Raw genomic sequence first — 20,832 nt, forward strand, 5'->3', positions numbered from 1 at the left:
GCTGGCCGCGTGACCGGAGCGAAGTTCTTGCCGGCGAGCATGACGATCCCCACGCGCGCCAGGCGGTTCATATTCGAGCGGCGGATTTAAACCGTAGTCGCCTGACGCTTTCTCGAAGCCATCCCATTCGCGACGAAGTACGGCGTATCGATACGCGCCAGCGCTTCACGTCCGCGAATCCGGTCGGCGATCTTCTCGGCCAGCATGATGGTCGGCGCGTTCAGATTGCCGGTCGTGATCCGCGGCATGATCGACGCATCGACCACGCGCAGCGCTTCAATGCCGTGCACGCGGCCCTCGTCGTCGACCACGGCCATCTCGTCATAGCCCATCTTGCACGAGCACGACGGATGAAACGCCGTTTCCGCGCGCATCCGTACGAAGCTGTCGAGCTGCTCGTCGGTGCTCAGCTCGGCGCCGGGATTCAGCTCGCGTCCGCGATACCGGTCGAGCGCCGGCTGCCGCATGATTTCGCGCGTGATGCGAATGCCGTCGCGGAACTCGCGCCAGTCGAGCGGATCGGCCATATAGTTGAACAGGATGCTCGGGTGCGCGTGCGGATCGCGCGAGGTGAGTTTCACGCGGCCACGGCTCGGCGAACGCATCGAGCCGACGTGCGCCTGGAAGCCGTGCATTCTGATCGCATTCGAGCCGTTGTAGTTGATCGCGACCGGCAGGAAGTGATACTGGAGATTCGGCCACGGGTCGTCGTCGCGCGTGCGGATGAAGCCGCCCGCTTCGAACTGGTTGCTCGCACCGATACCCGTGCCGTTCAGCATCCATTCGAGTCCGATCGCAGGCTGGTTCCACCACTGCAGTGCAGGGTAGAGCGACACCGGCTCCTTGCACTCGTACTGGATATACATCTCCAGATGGTCCTGAAGATTCTCGCCGACCCCGGGCAGGTCGTGGACGAGCGGCACGTCGAGTTCGCGCAGCCAGCTCGATCGACCGACGCCGGAGCGCTGCAGCAATTGCGGCGACGCGATCGCGCCGCTGCACACCAGCACTTCGCGGCGCGCATGCACCTTGACCGCATAGCCATCGTGCAGATACGTGACGCCGACCGCGCGCTTGCCCGCGAACAGCACGCGATCGGTGATCGCATGCGTGACGATCGTCAGATTCGGCCGCGCCTTCGCGCGATCCAGGTAGCCGCGCGCCGTGCTCGCGCGCCGGCCGTTGGCCGTGACCGTGCGATCCATCGGACCGAAGCCTTCCTGCTGGTAGCCGTTCAGATCGTCGGTGCGCGCAAAGCCCGCCTGCACGCCGGCCTCGACCATCGCGGCGAACAGCGGATTGTTACCCGGCTTGCTGGTGCTCACATGCACCGGCCCGTCGCCGCCGTGATACGCGTTCGCGCCGATGTCGCGCGTTTCGGCCTTGCGGAAATACGGCAGGCAATCCAGATAGCTCCAGTTCTCCAGGCCCGGGCGCGCGGCCCAGCCGTCGTAATCGAGCGCATTGCCGCGGATGTAGCACATGCCGTTGATCAGCGACGAGCCGCCGAGCCCCTTGCCACGCCCGCATTCCATCCGGCGGTTGTTCATGTGCGGCTCGGGTTCCGTTTCATACGCCCAGTTGTAGCGGCGTCCTTGCAGCGGATACGCGAGCGCGGCGGGCATCTGCGTGCGGAAGTCGAAGCGGTAGTCGGGACCGCCCGCTTCGAGCAGCAGCACGGTCACGTCCGCGTCTTCGCTCAGGCGCGACGCGAGCACATTACCCGCCGAGCCCGCACCCACGATGATGTAGTCGTATTCATTCGAGGCCATCGCCGCCACTCCTTAGAACACCGGTTGATACGCGCCGAGTTCGACCTGCACGGACTTGATGCGCGTGTAGTGTTCGAGCGTGGTGATGCCGTTTTCGCGGCCGACGCCCGATTGCTTGTAGCCGCCCACCGGCATTTCCGCGGGTGATTCGCCCCACGTGTTGATCCAGCAAATGCCGGCTTCCAGCCGATGAATCACGCGATGCGCGCGCGCGAGGTTCTCGGTGACGACGCCCGCGGCGAGGCCGTATGCGGTGCGGTTCGCGCGCGCGATCGCTTCGTCCTCGTCGTCGAACACGAGGATGCTCATCACCGGGCCGAAGATTTCTTCGCGCACGATGCGCATGTCGTCATGGCATCCGGTGAACACGGTCGGCTCGACGTATTGGCCGCGGCTGAAGTGCCCGTCGGTCAGGCGCCGGCCGCCCGCCAGCAGCCGCGCGCCTTCCTGCACGCCGCTTTCGATGTAGCCGAGCACCTTGTGCAATTGCGCGGTGCTCGCGAGCGGGCCGAAGTTCGTGTTCGGGTCGGTGGGCGCGCCCACGCGAATGCGCTTGACCCGCGCGAGCATCAGCACTTCGAATTGCTCAAGCACGCTGCGTTGCACGAACACCCGCGTGCCGTTGGTGCAGACCTGGCCCGCGCTGAAGAAGTTGGCGCTCATCGCGATGTCGGCGGCGCGCTCGAGGTTGGCGTCGTCGAACACGAGCAGCGGCGACTTGCCGCCAAGCTCCATCGTCACCTCTTTCAGCGATGATGCGCCAGCCATCGACATCACCTTCTTGCCCGTTTCGACGCCACCCGTAAATGAAATCTTCGCGATGTCCGGATGCGCGGCGAGCATCGCGCCGACCCGGCCATCGCCCTGCACGACATTGAATACGCCTGCCGGCACGCCGGCTTCGGTATAAATCTCAGCCAGTTTCAATGCTGACAGCGGCGTGATTTCGCTCGGCTTGAAGATCATCGCGTTGCCGGCCGCGAGCGCGGGTGCCGACTTCCAGCACGCGATCTGGATCGGGTAATTCCATGCGCCGATGCCCGCGCACACGCCGAGTGGCTCGCGGCGCGTATAGACGAACGACGAGGGCCGCAGCGGAATCTGCTGTCCTTCGATCGCGGTGGCCAGCCCCGCGTAGTACTCGATCACGTCCGCGCCGGTGACGATATCCACTGCGAGCGTCTCCGCAATCGGCTTGCCGGTGTCGCGTGTTTCGAGCGCGGCGAGTTCGTCGTTGCGCTCGCGCAGCAGTTCGACCGCGCGGCGCAGAATGCGCGAGCGCTGCATCGCCGTGAGCGCCGCCCACTCGCGTTGACCGGCTTGCGCCGCTTGCACCGCGCGCTCGACGTCGGCCGCCGACGCCTGCTGCATGCTCGCGAGCGTCTCGCCGGTGGCGGGGTCGAGCGTGTCGAAGGTTTCCCCGCCGGTCGCGTCGACGTAACCGCCACCTATGTACAGACGTTGCGTTGCGAATACCGCCATGACCTGCTCCTTTCTAAAAACGCTGCCGGCTTAGTCGCGTGCCGCCAGCATCAGATCGATATAGTCGTTCGCGACGCGCAGCGCCGCTTTCGTGTCGAACGGCTCGCCTGACAACGCGCCGCGCAGCCATAAGCCGTCGATCAGCGCCGCCAGTCCGCTCGCCGCTCGGCGCGCCGCCGCGCGCGGCAGCGCCTTCGAAAAATCCGCGCACAGGTTCGAGTTCAGGCGGCGCGTGTTCACGTATTGCAGCCTCCGCAAGTGCGGCTTGTGCATGCTCTCGGACCAGAACGCGAGCCAGGTTTTCATGACCGGGCCGCTGGTCTGCGCGGTGTCGAAATTCGCGGCGACGACCGCGCGCAGCTTCGAGCGCGGGTCCGCCTTCGCCGCGCGGCGCCGGCTCGACGTGGCCTGCCAAAGATCGCGCAGCACGTGACGCATGGTGGCTTCGAGCAGGCCGTCCTTGTCGCCGAAATAGTGGCTGACGATGCCGGTCGAAATGCTCGCGCGCTGCGCAACCGAAGCGAGCGTCGCGCCGGCGAGACCGGTCTGGTCGATCGTGAGCAAGGTTGCGTCGATCAGTTGCGCGCGACGGATTTCGCGCATTCCGAGTTTGGGCATGGTGCTGGGGTTGGCTTTTGGCGTCGGCGGCGGGCTCACGGCAAGCCCGGCCGGGTAGGTTCGATAGCGCATCGTAGTTTTTTTATATTGAACGGTCAATCAATAAAAACGGGCCTGTCGTTTCCAGCCAAACTCATGTCGTGTTCGCTGCATGTCCTTTGTTGCGGCGCGCGCTACGCTCGTTGAACGGCGTGGCACGCGGAGTCGCTCACGCCGCTCACAAGACATGGAGACAGACAATGAGCAGCAATCGCGGCGTCGTGTATCTCGGGCAGGGCAAGGTGGAAGTGCAGTCGATCGACTATCCGAAGATGGTCGATCCACGCGGCCGGTCGATCGGCCATGGCGTGATCCTGAAGGTGGTGAGCACGAATATTTGCGGCTCCGATCAGCACATGGTGCGTGGCCGGACGACCGCCGAAGTCGGCCTCGTGCTGGGTCACGAGATTACCGGCGAGGTGATCGAGGTGGGCCGCGACGTCGAAACACTCCAGATCGGCGACCTGGTCTCGGTGCCGTTCAACGTCGCGTGCGGACGCTGCCCGACCTGCAAGGCGCAGCATACCGGCGTGTGCCTGAACGTGAATCCGTCGCGCGCGGGCGGCGCGTATGGCTACGTGGACATGGGCGGCTGGATCGGCGGCCAGGCCGAGTACGTGATGGTGCCGTACGCGGACTTCAATCTGCTGAAATTCCCCGACCGCGCGCAGGCGATGTCGAAAATCCGCGACCTCACGTGCCTGTCCGACATTCTGCCGACCGGCTATCACGGCGCCGTGATGGCGGGCGTGAAGCCCGGCGCGACCGCTTATATCGCGGGCGCGGGGCCGGTGGGCATGGCGGCGGCCGCGTCGGCGCGCCTGCTGGGCGCAGCTTGTACGATCGTGGGCGACATGAACGAGGCGCGCCTCGCGCATGCGCGCAAGATGGGCTTTCAGACCATCGACCTGTCGAAGGACGCGACGCTCGGCGAGCAGATCGAGCAGATTCTCGGCAAGCCCGAAGTGGATTGCGCGGTGGACTGCGTCGGCTTCGAGGCGCATGGTCACGGCAGCAGCGGCTCGCATGAGGAAGCGCCGGCAACGGTCCTCAACTCGCTGATGGAAATCACCCGCGCGGCCGGCGCGATCGGCATTCCGGGCCTGTATGTGACCGACGACCCCGGCGCCGCCGATGCCGCCGCGCGCAAGGGCAGCCTGAGCATCCGCTTCGGACTGGGCTGGGCCAAGTCGCACTCATTCCATACCGGGCAGACGCCGGTGATGAAGTACAACCACAATCTGATGCAGGCGATCTTGTGGGACCGGTTGCCGATTGCCGATATCGTCAACGTGACGGTGGTGTCGCTCGATGACGCGCCGGAAGGTTATCGGCAATTCGATGGAGGCGCGCCGAGGAAGTTTGTGATCGACCCGCATGGGTTGCTGAAGGCGGCTTGATGGTGTGCTGAAGCGTGAACTGAATCACGATCACGTCAAACGCGCCGAGCGGTTTTCCGTTCAGCGCGCTTATTTTTTCAGCCGTGGGTAGCGAGGAGCGGGTCGTACAGGGGACACGCAAGCGACGCGACTCAAGCATCGCCCTAACGCGCGCCTCAAGCCGCCATCACCGGCGCCGCGGCCAGCGACGGCGCCTGCTTGCGCCTTTCACGCGTCGGCGCCGTGCCGAACGCATCGCGATAGCTCTTCGAGAAGTGGCATGCGGACTGGAAGCCGCACGCCATCGTGATATGCATGATCGACATATCGGTTTGCAGCAGCAGCTCGCGGGCGCGCCGCAACCGCAGCGTCAGATAGTAATGCGTGGGCGTCATCCCCAGGTGCTCGCGGAACAGCCGCTGCAACTGCCGTTGCGACATCCCCGCGAGGCGCGCGAGTTCTTCGCGTGACAGCGGCTCTTCGATGTTGTTCTCCATCAGCGAGATCACTTCGAACAGCGACTTGTTGGCCGAACCGAGCCGCGCGACCAGCGGCATCTTCTGTTGCGCGCTGGTGTCGCGCACATGTTCGACGATGAACTGTTCGGCGATCTGCGTGACGCGCGCCGTGCCGACGCGCGGTGCGATCAGGTTCAGCATCATGTCGAGCGGCGCGACGCCGCCGGTGCAGGTGACGCGATCGCGATCGATCACGAACAGCTCTTTCAGAAAGCGCGTATCGGGAAACTCTTCCTTCAGCGCCGACATGTTCTCCCAGTGAATCGCGCACGCATAACCGGCCAGCAAGCCGGCGCGAGCGAGCGCGTAGGTGCCGGTGCACAGACTGCCGAGCACGCTGCCCATCCGCGCGAAACGGCGCAATGCGGACAGGTGAGCGGGGGTGGTCGCGCGCTGCACGTCGATGCCGCCGACCACGAACACGATGTCCGGCTGGCCGACGCATTCGACCGGGCCGGTGTCGACCGCCAGGCCGTTGCTCGCGGTGACCGGACCGCCATCGGGGCTCACGATCGACCAGCGGTAAAGCGTTTGTCCTGTCAGGTAGTTCGCCATGCGTAGCACTTCGATCGCGTTGGTGAACGCGATCATCGTGAAGTTGGGAACCGGCATGAACGCGAAGTGCGACAACGATGCCGTGCGATCGGTGGACATGGGGGAATGATTCCTTCGAATCTGTAGTGTCGCGTCGCCATGGGGAGCGGCGAGTCTTCTAATTTTGAGTACTAGCGCAACTCCCATGCCATCAGGCTAAACCCTCGGTTGCGGGCCACCAGGCTTGGGTCGCTGAACAAACGGCACCAGAACGGAGCCGCTAACGCCATTCATCGGCACTCGAACGGCGCATGACGATCGACCGCAGTGCAGCCACGCGCGGCGTTTCTTAAGCAGTTACCGCGCGGCTATTCACAGCACGCCCTCGCCGACTTGTCGAAAAAGGACGCGTATGGCGGAAAAGGCAAAGAACGCGTCTGAATTCATAAATTGGCGCGCGAGGCGAACGTCAAGAATAGACCCATGCAGACCGGTATTGGCAGTGCATCAGCGCCGCTTCCGGCCCTCCGTCAACGACCCCACGGACCTTCCATGTCGAACCCGAATCCTTTCTTCGCAGACTCGCTGACCACGCACGATGCGGCGGTGCGCGGCGCCATTTTGAAAGAGCTCGAGCGCCAGCAGTCGCAAGTCGAACTGATCGCGTCGGAAAACATCGTGTCGCGCGCAGTGCTCGAAGCGCAAGGCTCGGTGTTGACCAACAAGTACGCGGAGGGGTATCCGGGCAAGCGTTACTACGGCGGTTGCGAATACGTCGACGTGATCGAAACGCTGGCACTCGATCGTATCAAGCAACTGTTCAACGCGAAGTTCGCCAACGTGCAGCCGCATTCCGGCGCGCAAGCGAACGGCGCGGTGATGCTCGCGCTGGTCAAGCCGGGCGACACGGTGCTCGGCATGTCGCTCGACGCGGGCGGCCACCTGACCCACGGCGCGAAGCCGGCGCTGTCGGGCAAGTGGTTCAACGCGGTGCAATACGGCGTCAAGCGCGACACGATGCTGATCGACTACGAGCAGATCGAAGAACTCGCGCAGCAGCACAAGCCCGCATTGCTGATCGCCGGCTTCTCGGCTTATCCGCGTGCGCTGGATTTCGCACGGCTGCGCGCGATTGCCGACGGCGTCGGCGCGAAGCTGATGGTCGATATGGCGCATATCGCCGGCGTGATCGCGGCGGGGCGTCACGCGAATCCGCTCGGGCGTGCGCACGTGGTTACGTCGACCACGCACAAGACCTTGCGCGGTCCGCGCGGCGGCTTTGTGCTGACGAATGACGAGGAGATCGCGAAGAAGATCAACTCGGCGGTGTTCCCCGGCTTGCAGGGCGGCCCGCTGATGCACGTGATCGCCGGCAAGGCGGTCGCGTTCGGCGAGGCGCTGCAACCTGGCTTCAAGACCTACATCGACAACGTGCTCGCGAATGCGCAGGCGCTGGGCGACGTGCTGAAGGCGGGCGGCGTCGATCTGGTGACGGGCGGCACCGACAACCATCTGCTGCTGGTCGATCTGCGGCCCAAGGGTCTCAAGGGCAATCAGGTCGAGCAGGCGCTGGAACGCGCCGGCATCACCTGCAACAAGAACGGCATTCCGTTCGACACCGAAAAGCCCACGGTCACCTCGGGCATCCGCCTCGGCACGCCGGCGGGCACGACGCGCGGCTTCGGCGCGAGCGAGTTCCGCGAGATCGGGCGGCTGATCGTCGAGGTGCTCGACGCGCTGCGCGATTCCCCCGAAGGCCACGCCGCCACCGAACAACGCGTGCGCCGCGAGATTTTCGCGCTGTGCGAGCGCTTCCCCATCTACTGAGAACGCGTGGAGCAAACGATGAGCACATTGCACGACAACAGCATCATCATCGACGGTCTGAACATTTCGAAGTTCGAGCGCTCGGTGTTCGAGGACATGCGCAAGGGCGGCGTGACCGCGGTGAACTGCACGGTCTCGGTGTGGGAGAGCTTCCAGAAGACCGTCGACAACATCGCCGAAATGAAGCAGCAGATCCGCGAGTACGGCGAGATCCTGACGCTCGTGCGCACCACCGGCGACATCTTGCTTGCGAAGAAGGAGAACAAGACCGGCATCATCTTCGGCTTCCAGAACGCGCATGCGTTCGAGGACAACCTCGGCTATATCGAAGCGTTCAAGGATCTCGGCGTGAACGTGGTGCAGCTTTGCTACAACACGCAAAACCTCGTGGGCACCGGCTGCTACGAGCGCGACGGCGGCCTGTCCGGTTACGGCCGCGAAGTGATCCAGGAGATGAATCGCGTCGGCATCATGGTCGATCTCTCGCATGTGGGCGGCAAGACTTCTTCCGAAGCGATCGCCGCATCGAAGAAGCCGGTGTGCTACTCGCATTGCTGCCCGTCGGGGCTCAAAGAGCATCCGCGCAACAAGAGCGACGAACAACTGAAGGAGATCGCCGACGCGGGCGGCTTTGTCGGCGTGACGATGTTCGCGCCGTTTCTCAGGCGCGGCCCGGACGCGGCCGTCGACGACTATATCGAAGCGATCGACTACGTGGTGAATCTGATCGGCGAAGACCAGGTCGGCATCGGCACGGACTTCACGCAAGGCTATAGCACGGAGTTCTTCGACTGGATCACGCACGACAAGGGCCGTTATCGCCAGTTGACGAACTTCGGCAAGGTCGTGAATCCCGAAGGCATTCGCACGATCGGCGAGTTTCCGAACCTGACGGCCGCGATGGAGCGCGCCGGCTGGAGCGAAACGCGCATCAAGAAGATCATGGGCGAAAACTGGGTCCGCGTGTTCGGCGAAGTCTGGAAGGTCTGAGCCTTCAATCACCCAATTGCACCCACCAGCACACATCAAGCGGAGTCTCCCCATGCAGCCCCAACTGCCTATCGACGTCGATGCGAACACCGGCGTCTGGACCACCGACGCATTGCCGATGCTGTACGTGCCGCGTCACTTCTTCACGAACAACCACACCGCCGTCGAGGAAGCGCTCGGTCTCGACACTTATGCGGAGATTCTCTACAAGGCCGGCTACAAGTCCGCGTACTTCTGGTGCGACAAGGAAGCCAAACAGCAGGGCCTGGCCGGCATGGCGGTGTTCGAGCATTACCTGAAGCGCCTGTCGCAACGCGGCTGGGGCCTCTTTACGATCACCGAAGCCGATCCGTCGAGCTCGCGCGCTCGTATCGAACTGCATCATTCGTCGTTCGTGCTGGCGCAGCCGGGCAAGGTCGGCAAGCTCTGCTACATGTTCGCCGGCTGGTTCGCGGGCGCGATGGACTGGGTCAACGACACCGCGCCGGATGCCGCGCGCAAAGGCCCGCCGTCGCATTCGAAAGAAGCGCGCTGCGCGGCGGAAGGCCACGAACACTGCGTGTTCGAAGTGTCGCCGCTCAAGTCCTGACGACACACAGCCGCACGGCAAAGCGCAACAAGCCTATTCATTCCGAGGTCGATCGCGATGCGTTACCCGAACCTTTTCAAGCCTCTCACGCTGAACCAGCTGACTTTGCGTAACCGCATCGTCAGCACCGCGCACGCGGAGGTCTATGCGGAACCGGGCGGCCTGCCCGGCGACCGCTATATCCGTTACTACGAAGAGAAGGCGAAGGGCGGCGTCGGGCTCGCCATATGCGGCGGTTCGAGCCCGGTGTCGATCGACAGTCCGCAAGGCTGGTGGAAGTCGGTGAATCTGTCGACCGACAAGATCATCGACCCGCTCGCGCGGCTCGCCGAAGCGATGCACACGCATGGCGCGAAGATCATGATTCAGGCCACCCACATGGGACGCCGCTCGGCGTTTCATGGCGAGCACTGGCCGCATCTGATGTCGCCGTCGGGCGTGCGCGAGCCGGTGCATCGCGGCAACGCGAAGATCATCGAAGTGGAAGAGATTCGCCGCATCATCGACGACTTCGCGGCGGCCGCGAAACGGGTCAAGGATGCGGGCATGGACGGCGTCGAAATCTCGGCGGCGCACCAGCATCTGATCGATCAGTTCTGGAGCCCGCGCACCAACTTCCGCACCGACGAGTGGGGCGGTTCGCTTGAAAACCGTCTGCGTTTCGGCACCGAAGTGTTGAAGGCGGTGCGCGCGGCGGTGGGCGCGGATTTCTGCGTCGGCCTGCGCATGTGCGGCGACGAGTTCCATGAAGACGGGCTCGATCACGAGCAACTGAAGGAAATCGCTCAGGCGATGAGCGAAACCGGCCTGATCGATTACCTCGGCGTGATCGGCTCGGGCGCGGACACGCACAACACGCTCGCCAACTGCATGCCGCCGATGGCGCTGCCGCCCGAGCCGTTCGTGCATCTCGCGGCCGGCATCAAGTCGGTGGTGAAGCTGCCGGTGATGCACGCGCAAAGCATTCGCGACGCGGGCCAGGCCGAGCGGCTGCTCGCCAGCGGCATGGTCGACCTGGTCGGCATGACGCGCGCGCAGATTGCCGATCCGCATATGGTCATCAAGATCCGCGATGGCCGCGAGGACGAAATCAAGCAGTGCGTCGGCGCGAACTACTGCATCGACCGCCAGTACAACGGACTCGACGTGCTGTGCGTGCAGAACGCCGCGACCTCGCGCGAAGCGACCATGCCGCATGTGATCGCGAAGACGCGCGGGACCAGGCGCAAGGTCGTGGTGGTCGGCGCGGGTCCGGCGGGACTCGAAGCGGCGCGCGTCGCGAAGTCGCGCGGTCACGACGTGGTGCTGTTCGAGAAGAACGACTACGTGGGCGGGCAGATCATGCTGGCCGCGAAAGCGCCGCAGCGCGAGCAGATGGCGGGCATCGTGCGCTGGTTCGACATGGAGACGAAGCGCCTCGGCGTCGACCGGCGTCTCGGTGTCGCCGCCGACGAGAAAACCATCATGGCCGAGAAGCCGGACATCGTCGTGCTCGCGACGGGCGGCTCGGCGTTCACGTCGCAAGTCGCCGCGTGGGGTGTCGAAGACGGTCTCGCGGTGAGTTCGTGGGATGTGCTGTCCGGCAAGGTCGAGCCGGGCAAGAACGTGCTCGTGTATGACGGCGTCAGCACGCATGCGGGCGCGGGCGTCGCCGATTTCATGTCGAGCCGCGGCTCGAACGTCGAGATCGTCACGCCGGACGTGAAGGTTGCCGACGACGTCGGCGGCACCACGTTCCCGATTTTCTACCGGCGCCTCTACGCGCAGGGCGTGATCCACACGCCGAACTACTGGCTCGACAAGGTCTACGAGGAAGACGGCAAGAAGATCGCCGTGATCCGCAACGAGTACACCGAGGAGCAGGAAGAGCGCGCGGTCGATCAGGTGGTGATCGAAAACGGCAGCACGCCGAACGACCAGCTTTACTGGACGCTCAAGCCGGAGTCGGTGAACCGTGGCCAGGTCGACGTGCACAAGCTGTTCGCGTCCGAACCGCAGCCGTCGCTCAGCGAACAACTCGGCAACGGCCGCTTCCTGCTGTTCCGCGTCGGCGACTGCATTTCGATGCACAACATTCACGGCGCGATCTACGACGCGCTGCGTCTTTGCAAGGATTTCTGACGATGAGCCCCGTGTTTGTCATCACCGTCCTGCTGTGGGTGTCAGTAGCCGGTCTCGCATTCGCGCTGGCCAAACGTGCCGCTTACTGGCGCGAAGGCCGCGCGACCGCGGCGGGCGCCTACGGCTGGACCAATCTGCTGGCGATTCCGAAGCGTTACTTCGTCGATCTGCATCATGTGGTGGCGCGCGATCCGTATATCGCGAGGACACACGTCGCCACTGCGGGCGGAGCGATCCTCGCGATGGCGCTGGTGTTCGTCAACTACGGCCTGGCGATCTACTCGCCGTGGCTCGACAAGCTGATCTTCCTCGCCGCGCTCGTGATGCTGGTGGGCGCAGTGTTCGTCTGGCGCCGCCGGCATGGCGCGAAGGCGGTGCCGGCGCGGCTCTCGCGCGGCCCGTGGGATCATCTGCCTCTGCTGCTCGGGTCGTTTGCGCTCGGCCTCGCGCTGTTCATCGTGCTGCCTGCGGCGGCGATGTCCGGTGCGCTCGCGGTTGTCGTCGCGCTGCTGATCGCAGCGGGTGCCTTCACGATGACGTTCGGCGCGGCGCGTGGCGGTCCGATGAAACATGCGCTCGCCGGTCTGCTGCACCTTGCGTTTCATCCGCGTCAGGAGCGCTTTGCCGAACGCCACGACCAAGACGCCGTGCCGCCCACCGCATTGAAGGCGCCGCTGCTCGACGCGAAGGACTACGGCGTCGGCAAGCCGGTCGAATTTCGCTGGAACCAGTTGCTCGGTTTCGATGCGTGCGTGCAATGCGGCAAGTGCGAAGCGGCCTGTCCCGCGTTCGCCGCGGGCCAGCCGCTCAATCCGAAGAAGCTGATTCAGGATTTGGTCACCGGCATGGTTGGCGGCACGGATGCCGAATACGCGGGCAGCCCGACGCCTGGCATCGAGATCGGCAAGCATGCAGGTGCGCCTGGCAAGCCGCTGATTTCGAGTCTGATCGAAGCGGACACGCTGTGGTCCTGCACCACCTGCCGCGCCTGCGTGCAGGAGTGCCCGATGTTGATCGAGCACGTCGATGCGATCGTCGACATGCGGCGCAATCAGACGCTGGTCGAAGGCAAGGTGCCGGGCAAAGGGCCGCTCACGCTCGCGAATCTGCGCGAGACCGGCAGCGCGAATGGCTACGACATCGGCGCGCGTTATGACTGGGCGGTTGATCTGCAGGTGCAGGTCGCACAGCCGGGGCGTCACGTGGACGTGCTGCTGATCGCCGGCGAATGCGCGTTCGACATGCGCTATCAGCGCACGCTGCGCGCGTTGGTCAAGGTGTTGAACCGCGCGGGTATCGACTATGCAGTGCTGGGCGGCGTCGAAACCGATACCGGCGACACGGCCCGGCGTCTCGGCGACGAAGCGACGTTCCAGCAACTCGCCCACAAGCTGATCGGCACGCTGGCGCAGTACTCGTTCGGCAAGATCGTCACCGCCGATCCGCACGTGCTGCATAGCCTGCGCAACGAGTATCGCGCGTTGGGCGGCTTCTACGAAGTGCAGCATCACACGGCGTTGATCGAGGAACTGGTCGCGGGCGGCAAGCTGGCGCCGCGCGCGGTCGCCGCGTTCGCGGAGCGCAAGATCACCTATCACGACCCGTGCTATCTGGGCCGCTATAACGGTGAGACCGAGGCGCCGCGCCGGCTGTTGAAGAGCATCGGCATCAAGGTGGTGGAGATGGAGCGCAACGGCATGCGCGGGCGCTGCTGCGGCGGCGGCGGTGGCGCGCCGTTGACCGATATTCCTGGCAAGCGGCGCATTCCTGACATCCGCATCGACGACGCGCGCGCCACCGGCGCGGAGATCGTCGCGGTGGGCTGCCCGAATTGCACGGCGATGCTCGAAGGCGTGGTGGGGCCGCGTCCGGAAGTGCTGGACGTCGCCGAACTGGTTGCTGCGGCGCTGGAGTAACGCGATGAACACGCTCAAACGAATCGATCCGCGCCGTCCGTTCACGATGACGGCGCAAGGACTCAAACGCATCACGCTCGGCGTAACGGGCGTGGCGGGTGTGATGGAATTCAACGCGCCTGGCGCTGCGCATCGTGGTGAGCCGCCGAAGCCGCGCCGCACGACCGGCGTGCCGCAACACGTGCTGCTGGTAGCCGTGCACGCTGACCGGGGCGCGCTGGACGACCATGCTCGCCAGACATTGGCCGCTGCCGCGTTGGTCGCCGACGCGACGACCGAAGTCGTGCTGCTGGTGTTCGGCGAATTCAGCGGCGACGCCGCCGCGCTCGGCGCCGACAAATTGATCGGGTTGCCGATGTTCGACCGCCGCACGTTCGCGCCGCTCGATGAATTGAACGCGCTGGCCGCGTGCGTCGCGGCTTATGCACCGGTGCATATCTTCCTGCCCGACAACGCGACCGGCGACGGCGACCTCGGCCGCCGTTATGCGGCGGCCGCCAACGCCAGCGTCGCGACGCACGTCGTCGAGATCGATGCCGCGCATGTGGCCGCCTATATCCACGCGAATACGGCGCTCGCCGCGCGTACATTGCCCGAAGTGGTACTGCTCGCGCCGAATGCGGTCGAGCCGAAGCTGCCGTTTGTCGGCGCCGGCGAGCAGGTGGTGTGGCGTTTCGACGGCGCCGCCGCTGCGGCGCGAGCCGTCATCCGCGATCTCGGCATCGAGGAAATCGACGCGGCGCAACTGGCGCTCGAAGAAGCGGATTTCATCGTCTCGGCGGGCAACGGCGTGAGCGACGTGCCCGCGTTCGAGCGGTTGGCGGCCACGCTGGGCGCGGCGATCGGCGCGAGCCGCGTCGCGGTGGACGACGGCAAGTTCACGCGCGACAAGCAGATTGGCGCGACCGGCAAGACCGTCGAGGCGAGCGTGTATATCGCGTTCGGGATTTCCGGCGCTGTACAGCATCTGCAAGGGATCAAGGATTGCCGCCATGTCATCGCGGTGAATCTCGACGCCAGCGCACCGATCGCGAAGCGCGCGAATCTGACCGTGATCGCTGACGCGCAGGAAACCATCGCGGCGCTCAACGAAGCGGCGGGCGCGGCGCGCACTGCGCGCGGCACCGGTGCTGGATGGTTCAACTCAACCGCTGTCGCTGAAGGAGCGCTCGCATGAAGATCGCCGTGCTGGTTTCGGTGGGCCGCCATCCGGTCAGCGGCACCGCGCGCTACAGCCGCAACGACGCCGCCGCGCTGACGATGGCGCTGTCGCTCGCCAAAGCGCACGACGCGACACTCGACGTGCTGCACGCGGGCGATCCGGCAAACCCCGCGTTGCAGGAATATCTGGCACTCGGCGCGCGTGCTGTCGAAGTGCTTGAAATTGCAGACACGCCCGCATCGCAGGCCGACGCGGTAGCGCTGCTCGCCGCGCGTCTGCGGGGTTACGACCTCGTCTTGACCGGCACTCGCGCGGAAGGCGCGTTCGACAGCGGCATGCTGCCGTATCGCGTCGCCCATGCGCTGGAGATTGCGCTGGTCGGCGCAGCCGTCGACCTGAGCTTGCGCGACGGCTGCGCGGAAGTCCGTCAGTTCATGCCGAAGGGCGTGCGCCGGCGCGTCGAAGTCCAGTTGCCGGCGCTGATCGCGGTTCATCCGCTGGCCAACGCCGCGCCGACTTACGCCTATGCACGACTGCGCGAAGGCTCGGTGGTCCGCCTGGCCGCTTCGCAAAGCGCAACAACTTCGCACGCACGCAACCCCGACGACCACGCGTGGTCCGTCCGTCCCGCGACCGCCAAACCGGTGCGCCTCGCCGCCGCCGAGAAGCGTTCCGGCCACGCCCGCATGCTGTCGGCGACGACGACCGAAAGCCGCGGCGGCAGCGTCGTAATTGAAGGGAGTTCCGTCGAAAAAGCACAAGTGATCCTCGCGTATTTGCGCGAGCATCAACTTGTGGATTACTGAATTCCGGTTCGGGCCAGCATGCGACCAGGAGGGCCTGGCGCGGCGCCAGACGTGATATGCAACGGAGCAAACAATGAAAGTTTCGGCAGACGTTCGCGCAATGATCGAGCGCCGCAAGAAGAATTACACGCTGGAAGCGCCGTTCTATACGAGCGAGGCGATCTTCGCGCTCGACATGGACGCCATCTTCCGCCAGCACTGGATTCAGGTCGCGGTGGAACCGGACGTGCCGGAACCGGGCGACTACATCACAGTGGAGATCGGTCAGGATTCGATCCTGATCGTGCGTGACGACGACATGCAGGTGCGGGCGTTCCACAACGTGTGCCGCCATCGCGGCGCGCGTCTGTGCAATACCGACAAGGGCTCGCTCGGCAACATCGTGTGCCCCTATCACAGCTGGACGTACAGCCTGAACGGAGATCTGATGTTCGCCGAGCACATGGGTGAGCAGTTCGATCGCTGCAAACATAGCCTGAAGTCGGTGCATGTCGAGAATCTCGCGGGCCTGATTTTCATTTGCCTCGCCGAGCATCCGCCCACCGACTTCGCCGTGATGCGCGCGGCGATGGAACCGTATCTGCAGCCGCACGATCTGGCCGGCTGCAAGATCGCGGCGTCGATCGACATCATCGAAGAGGGCAACTGGAAGCTCACGATGGAGAACAATCGCGAGTGCTATCACTGCGTCGCGAACCATCCCGAACTGACGATTTCGCTGTACGAATACGGCTTCGGCTATCAGCGCACGCCCGCCAACGAAGAAGGCATGGCCTCGTTCGAGGAAACCGTCGCGCGCCGCACCGCGCAGTGGGAAGCGATGCAGTTGCCGTCGGCCGAGATCGACCGGCTTGCGGATCTGGTCACCGGCTTTCGCACCCAACGCCTGCCGCTCGATCGCGACGGCGAATCGCAAACGCTCGACGCGAAGGTCGCGTCGAAGAAGCTGCTCGGCGGTTTCGAGCAGGCCGATCTCGGCGGCCTGTCGTTCTGGACCCAGCCGAATTCGTGGCATCACTTCATGAGCGACCACATCGTCAGCTTCTCGGTGATTCCGCTTTCGGCGGGCAAAACGCTGGTGCGCACCAAGTGGCTCGTGCACAAGGACGCACGCGAGGGGATCGACTACGACGTCAGCAATCTGACCGCCGTGTGGCGCGCGACCAACGATCAGGACCGCACACTCGTCGAGTACTCGCAGCGCGGCGCGACCAGCAGCGCGTATGAGCCGGGTCCGTATTCGCCGTTCACCGAGGGCCTCGTCGAGAAGTTCTGCGAGTGGTACATCGGCCGTCTCGCGGATTACAGCAATGCACCGCAAACCCATGACGCCGGCGATACCGCGCCGGCTTCGCACGGCGAAAAAGTCGTGTCCTTCATGCGCTGAGCGCGACACCGCAACCAGGAGCGGGAGAAAACCATGATGCGCGATCAGGCGACGTTTCAGCTCGGCACCGAGCCGGCCCCACAGCGCGCCGCGAGCCGTGTCACCCAGCCGCGCTTCTGGGAGACCTTGCCCGCGCGCTGGAACAGCGATGCCGACGACACGCTGGTGTGCTGCCAGGTGCGCGACGAAACGCACGACGTGAAGAGCTTTTTCTTTCGCGCGCCGTCCGAACGGGCGTTCGTGTTCGAGCCGGGCCAGTTCATTACGCTGGAGCTGGAGATCGACGGCGAAGCGGTCAATCGCTGCTATACGATCTCGTCGCCGCCGACCCGGCCGCATACGATCTCGATCACCGTGAAGCGCGTGCCGGGCGGCACGGTGTCGAACTGGCTGCACGACAATCTGCATGCGGGTATGCAGGTTCGCGTGCTGGGGCCGTCCGGCGAGTTCACCTGTGCGCGGCATCCGGCGCGCAAGTTCCTGTTTCTGTCGGCGGGCTCGGGCATCACGCCGCTGATGTCGATGAGCCGCGCGCATCACGAACTCGGCGAAGATAGCGACATCGTGTTCGTGCATAGCGCCCGTACACCGGACGACATCATCTTCGCGCGCGAGCTCGATCTGATCGCGTCGAACCAGGCGCATTTCCGCACGGCATTCGTGTGCGAGCGCATCGGCGCGCGCACCAACTGGCCGGGCGTGACCGGCTTTCTGACCTTGCCGCTGCTCAAGCTGATCGCACCGGATTTTCTGGAGCGCGAGATCTTCACTTGCGGGCCCGCGCCGTATATGCAGGCGGTGCGCAAGCTGTTGGACGAGGGCGGTTTCGAGCGCAGCCATTATCACGAGGAAAGCTTTTCGTTCGAGACGGTCGGCGAAGTGGCCGCGCAATTGACCACGCTGCACGTCGCGGATGTATTGCAGCACGCGAGCGCGCCTGCCACTGCGGAGAGTATTGTCGAAACGCGTGCAGAGGCGGCGGGTTTCGGACCCGCGCGCGCACCGGTCGAGACGGAAACCCGTTTCAAGGTGAGCTTCGCCAAAAGCCATCGCGAGATCGAATGCGGCAGCGGTCAGCATGTGCTCGACGCGGCGAAGAAGGCGGGTGTGCGGTTGCCGGCGTCATGTACGCAAGGCATGTGCGGCACCTGCAAGGTCAAGCTCGTCTCCGGTGAAGTCGCGATGAAGCACGCGGGCGGCATTCGTCAGCGCGAGATCGATCAGGGCATGGTGCTGCTGTGTTGCAGCAAGCCGCTGACCGATCTCGTCGTTGACAAGTAAGACGAGAAGCAACACCAGAACCGCAATCGAAGTCGCGTGCGGACAACTGGATGTCGCAAATCAACGCTACCCGGTAATTCTGGCTGGCGATTCTAAATGCTCAATGGGTTGTTTTGACGGCAAACGGGAGAACGGCGATGAGACTGATCAGGAAGATTTTCGTGGCGAGCGCTTTGGGCGCGGCGCTGGCGGCAAGCAGTGTGAGCGTGTCGGCCGAGACGAAGCCGACCATCAAGATCGGCTACGTGGAAGGCTGGGACGATAGCGTCGCGACCTCCAACGTGGCTGCACGCGTGATCGAAAAGCGCCTCGGCTATCAGGTGCAACTCGTGCCGGTGGCGGCCGGCGTGATGTGGCAAGGCGTGGCGCGCGGCGACCTCGACGCGACGCTGTCCGCGTGGCTGCCTATCACGCACGGCGCGTACTGGAACAACTTCAAGGAGAAGGTGGTGGACCTCGGGCCGAACTTCAACGATGCGAAGATCGGCCTGATCGTGCCGGACAACGCGGATGTGAAGAGCGTCGGCGATCTCGAGGCGAAGAAAGCGGAGTTCGGCTCGCGCATTGTCGGCATCGATGCCGGTGCGGGCGTGATGCAGAAAACCACCGAGGCGATCAAGGCCTATGGGCTCGACTATCAGTTGATGCCGAGCTCGGGCAGCGCGATGACCGCAGAACTGGCGCGCTCGGAAGCGGCGAGCAAGCCGATCATCGTGACTGGCTGGAAGCCGCACTGGATGTTCGCGAAGTACAAGCTCAAATTCCTCGACGATCCGAAGAAGGTGTTCGGCGAAGCGGAGCACGTGGATAGCGTGGTGAATCCCGAGCTCGAGAAGAAGGCGCCGCCGGTTGTCGCGTTCCTCAAGAAGTTTCAATGGAAGCCGGGCGAGATCGATAGCGTGATGCTGGCGACGCAGAATGGCGAGAAGCCGACCGCCGCCGCCGATGCGTGGATCAGCGCGCATGGCGATCGTGTGGATAGCTGGGTGAAGTGATTGCGGTGATGAACACCGTGCCCGTGTGAATGGATTGCCGCTTTGCGCAAGCAAGCGGCAATTCCAAAGCAACTCCAAGGCATCTCCAAAGAAAGCGCCGCTTTTCAGCGGCGCTTTCCGCTTACTGCACTTACTGCAGCACGACGGTCCGGTCGCCGTTGATGAACACCCGCCGCTCGACGAACGCCTTGACCGCCCGCGCCAGCGTGATGCATTCGACGTCGCGTCCGGTGGCGAGCAGCCGCTCCGGGCTGTACGAATGATCGACGCGCTCGACGACCTGTTCGATGATCGGGCCTTCGTCGAGATCGTCGGTGACGAAATGGGCGGTGGCGCCGATCAGTTTGACACCGCGCGCATGTGCCTGGTGATAAGGCTTCGCGCCCTTGAAGCCGGGCAGAAACGAATGGTGGATGTTGATCGCGCGCGCCGCCAGCGCACGGCTCGTTTCACCGGACAGGATCTGCATGTAGCGCGCGAGAATCATCAACTCGGCGCCCGAGGTCTCGAACAGATCGAGCAAACGCGCTTCCTGTTGCGGCTTTGTCTCGGCGGTAATCGGCAAATGATGGAACGGCAGGCCGTGCTGTTGCGCGAGCGGTTCGAGATCGCGATGATTCGAGCCGATGCCGACGATATCCATCTTCAACTCGCCCATCCGCCAGCGGAACAGCAGATCGGCGAGACAGTGTTCGAGCTTCGAGACCATGATCAAAACCTTCGGCCGGGTGCCGACGTCGTGCATCGCCCAGGTCATCCGAAAGCGCTCGGCGATCGGTGTGAATTCGCGCCTGAGCGCTGCGACGTGCAGCGTTTCGTCGCTATCGACACCGTGAAAGACGCAGCGCACGAAGAAGCGTTCGCTGAGATCGTCGTCGAACACGGTCAGTTCGTCGATATAGCAATGATGCCGGTCGAGAAAGCCGACGACGGCGGCAACCTGGCCCGCCGCGCTCGGACACGCGACGGTGAGAACCAGTTGAGCGGGACGGGAATCGGCGGACATGCGCTCTCCACATAAACGATAGGGCGACGCCGCGGGGCGCGGCATCCATCATCGCAGTAGAGCAAATTGGGGGGCGGGCGGATAGAAGCTAACCGCCGTCGCGCTGGAACGGGAACGTCAGCGCCCGGTTGGCGTGCTGATTCGGACGGTGGTGTTCCGCACGATGAAGTCGGAGCGACTGTCAGGTCGCTACGCGACAGATTCATGGCGCTTTAGCTCGATTCGCTATAGATCTGGACCCGTATTCTTGAGCCGTCGATGCAGGCCTCGCAGATGATCGCGTGCAGTGCGGCTCGCGTCTATCCGTTGCAATCAGTCTCAGCCGGTTTCGAACTGCCCGTCGGGCGAGAAATGCCGCGCGTACCGCGACGACGCGCAGCAGGGATCGCTTTATCCAACGAAATACACAG

Annotated in this window: 16 protein-coding genes; 11 read left to right on the forward strand and 5 right to left on the reverse strand. The window is 64.3% G+C overall.

Translation table 11 applies throughout. The features are described from left to right. Positions 1–86: 86 nt before the first annotated feature. Genes betA through betI form a run of 3 tightly spaced genes read right to left on the reverse strand, consistent with a single transcriptional unit; the run spans position 87 to position 3,872 of the window. Positions 87–1,772: a choline dehydrogenase gene (gene betA, locus HV744_RS14555; RefSeq protein ID WP_175150184.1), complete on the reverse strand. Its 1,686-nt coding sequence runs from the start codon at positions 1,770–1,772 to the stop codon at positions 87–89. 12 nt (positions 1,773–1,784) lie between these two features. Further along, a complete protein-coding gene (gene betB / locus HV744_RS14560; protein WP_175150185.1) occupies positions 1,785–3,254 on the reverse strand; it encodes a betaine-aldehyde dehydrogenase in 1,470 nt (489 codons plus the stop codon). Positions 3,255–3,284: 30 nt separating this feature from the next. Further along, positions 3,285–3,872 (reverse strand): transcriptional regulator BetI, encoded by a 588-nt coding sequence (gene betI / locus HV744_RS14565; protein ID WP_175150288.1) that lies wholly within the window; start codon positions 3,870–3,872, stop codon positions 3,285–3,287. A gap of 239 nt (positions 3,873–4,111) precedes the next feature. On the opposite strand from betI, the gene fdhA reads away from it, so the two are divergent. After that, complete coding sequence (gene fdhA, locus HV744_RS14570; RefSeq protein WP_175150186.1) at positions 4,112–5,311, forward strand: formaldehyde dehydrogenase, glutathione-independent; 1,200 nt, start codon at positions 4,112–4,114, stop codon at positions 5,309–5,311. Between the two features lie 155 nt (positions 5,312–5,466). Here the strand turns inward: fdhA and HV744_RS14575 are convergent, their stop codons facing one another. Then, positions 5,467–6,462 carry a GlxA family transcriptional regulator gene (locus HV744_RS14575; RefSeq protein ID WP_175150187.1) on the reverse strand — a complete coding sequence of 332 codons (996 nt, stop codon included), beginning with the start codon at positions 6,460–6,462 and terminating at the stop codon, positions 5,467–5,469. A gap of 432 nt (positions 6,463–6,894) precedes the next feature. On the opposite strand from HV744_RS14575, the gene HV744_RS14580 reads away from it, so the two are divergent. The 10 genes from HV744_RS14580 to HV744_RS14625 all read left to right on the forward strand — a co-directional run bounded on the left by HV744_RS14580 (position 6,895) and on the right by HV744_RS14625 (position 19,416). Beyond that, positions 6,895–8,169, forward strand: coding sequence for a serine hydroxymethyltransferase (locus HV744_RS14580; protein ID WP_175150188.1), 1,275 nt, complete (start codon positions 6,895–6,897; stop codon positions 8,167–8,169). A gap of 18 nt (positions 8,170–8,187) precedes the next feature. Beyond that, complete coding sequence (locus HV744_RS14585; RefSeq protein ID WP_175150189.1) at positions 8,188–9,159, forward strand: dipeptidase; 972 nt, start codon at positions 8,188–8,190, stop codon at positions 9,157–9,159. Between the two features lie 52 nt (positions 9,160–9,211). Continuing rightward, on the forward strand, positions 9,212–9,748 hold the full coding sequence (locus tag HV744_RS14590) for a DUF5943 domain-containing protein (RefSeq protein WP_175150190.1): 537 nt from the start codon (positions 9,212–9,214) through the stop codon (positions 9,746–9,748). A gap of 57 nt (positions 9,749–9,805) precedes the next feature. Then, complete coding sequence (locus tag HV744_RS14595) at positions 9,806–11,869, forward strand: NADH:flavin oxidoreductase (RefSeq protein WP_175150191.1); 2,064 nt, start codon at positions 9,806–9,808, stop codon at positions 11,867–11,869. 2 nt (positions 11,870–11,871) lie between these two features. Further along, positions 11,872–13,785, forward strand: coding sequence for a (Fe-S)-binding protein (locus HV744_RS14600; protein WP_175150192.1), 1,914 nt, complete (start codon positions 11,872–11,874; stop codon positions 13,783–13,785). A 4-nt stretch (positions 13,786–13,789) separates the two neighbouring features. Next, positions 13,790–14,962 (forward strand): electron transfer flavoprotein subunit alpha/FixB family protein, encoded by a 1,173-nt coding sequence (locus HV744_RS14605; RefSeq protein WP_175150193.1) that lies wholly within the window; start codon positions 13,790–13,792, stop codon positions 14,960–14,962. Beyond that, entirely contained in the window at positions 14,959–15,753 is a 795-nt protein-coding gene (locus HV744_RS14610; protein ID WP_175150194.1) for an electron transfer flavoprotein subunit beta/FixA family protein, read from the forward strand. The genes HV744_RS14605 and HV744_RS14610 overlap by 4 nt, the downstream gene beginning before the upstream one ends. Before the next feature lie 73 nt (positions 15,754–15,826). Continuing rightward, positions 15,827–17,140 carry an aromatic ring-hydroxylating oxygenase subunit alpha gene (locus HV744_RS14615; protein ID WP_175150195.1) on the forward strand — a complete coding sequence of 438 codons (1,314 nt, stop codon included), beginning with the start codon at positions 15,827–15,829 and terminating at the stop codon, positions 17,138–17,140. Between the two features lie 33 nt (positions 17,141–17,173). Next, positions 17,174–18,421 carry an FAD-binding oxidoreductase gene (locus HV744_RS14620; RefSeq protein ID WP_175150196.1) on the forward strand — a complete coding sequence of 416 codons (1,248 nt, stop codon included), beginning with the start codon at positions 17,174–17,176 and terminating at the stop codon, positions 18,419–18,421. Positions 18,422–18,558: 137 nt separating this feature from the next. After that, positions 18,559–19,416 carry a glycine betaine ABC transporter substrate-binding protein gene (locus HV744_RS14625; RefSeq protein WP_175150197.1) on the forward strand — a complete coding sequence of 286 codons (858 nt, stop codon included), beginning with the start codon at positions 18,559–18,561 and terminating at the stop codon, positions 19,414–19,416. A gap of 130 nt (positions 19,417–19,546) precedes the next feature. Here the strand turns inward: HV744_RS14625 and purU are convergent, their stop codons facing one another. Continuing rightward, positions 19,547–20,422 carry a formyltetrahydrofolate deformylase gene (purU, locus tag HV744_RS14630; protein ID WP_175150198.1) on the reverse strand — a complete coding sequence of 292 codons (876 nt, stop codon included), beginning with the start codon at positions 20,420–20,422 and terminating at the stop codon, positions 19,547–19,549. Positions 20,423–20,832: the final 410 nt, after the last annotated feature.

The sequence above is a fragment of the Paraburkholderia ultramafica genome (assembly GCF_902859915.1).
In the GTDB taxonomy this organism is placed as follows: Bacteria; Pseudomonadota; Gammaproteobacteria; order Burkholderiales; family Burkholderiaceae; genus Paraburkholderia; species Paraburkholderia ultramafica.

Bases quoted from the DNA above. Each gene is read 5' to 3' on its own strand.
- HV744_RS14585 (WP_175150189.1), top strand. From the start codon at position 8,188: ATGAGCACATTGCACGACAACAGCATCATCATCGACGGTCTGAACATT.
- HV744_RS14625 (WP_175150197.1), top strand. From the start codon at position 18,559: ATGAGACTGATCAGGAAGATTTTCGTGGCGAGCGCTTTGGGCGCGGCG.
- HV744_RS14600 (WP_175150192.1), top strand. From the start codon at position 11,872: ATGAGCCCCGTGTTTGTCATCACCGTCCTGCTGTGGGTGTCAGTAGCC.
- HV744_RS14595 (WP_175150191.1), top strand. From the start codon at position 9,806: ATGCGTTACCCGAACCTTTTCAAGCCTCTCACGCTGAACCAGCTGACT.
- betB (WP_175150185.1), bottom strand. From the start codon at position 3,254: ATGGCGGTATTCGCAACGCAACGTCTGTACATAGGTGGCGGTTACGTC.
- HV744_RS14575 (WP_175150187.1), bottom strand. From the start codon at position 6,462: ATGTCCACCGATCGCACGGCATCGTTGTCGCACTTCGCGTTCATGCCG.
- betA (WP_175150184.1), bottom strand. From the start codon at position 1,772: ATGGCCTCGAATGAATACGACTACATCATCGTGGGTGCGGGCTCGGCG.
- HV744_RS14580 (WP_175150188.1), top strand. From the start codon at position 6,895: ATGTCGAACCCGAATCCTTTCTTCGCAGACTCGCTGACCACGCACGAT.
- HV744_RS14615 (WP_175150195.1), top strand. From the start codon at position 15,827: ATGAAAGTTTCGGCAGACGTTCGCGCAATGATCGAGCGCCGCAAGAAG.
- purU (WP_175150198.1), bottom strand. From the start codon at position 20,422: ATGTCCGCCGATTCCCGTCCCGCTCAACTGGTTCTCACCGTCGCGTGT.
- HV744_RS14620 (WP_175150196.1), top strand. From the start codon at position 17,174: ATGATGCGCGATCAGGCGACGTTTCAGCTCGGCACCGAGCCGGCCCCA.
- HV744_RS14590 (WP_175150190.1), top strand. From the start codon at position 9,212: ATGCAGCCCCAACTGCCTATCGACGTCGATGCGAACACCGGCGTCTGG.
- HV744_RS14610 (WP_175150194.1), top strand. From the start codon at position 14,959: ATGAAGATCGCCGTGCTGGTTTCGGTGGGCCGCCATCCGGTCAGCGGC.
- betI (WP_175150288.1), bottom strand. From the start codon at position 3,872: ATGCCCAAACTCGGAATGCGCGAAATCCGTCGCGCGCAACTGATCGAC.
- fdhA (WP_175150186.1), top strand. From the start codon at position 4,112: ATGAGCAGCAATCGCGGCGTCGTGTATCTCGGGCAGGGCAAGGTGGAA.
- HV744_RS14605 (WP_175150193.1), top strand. From the start codon at position 13,790: ATGAACACGCTCAAACGAATCGATCCGCGCCGTCCGTTCACGATGACG.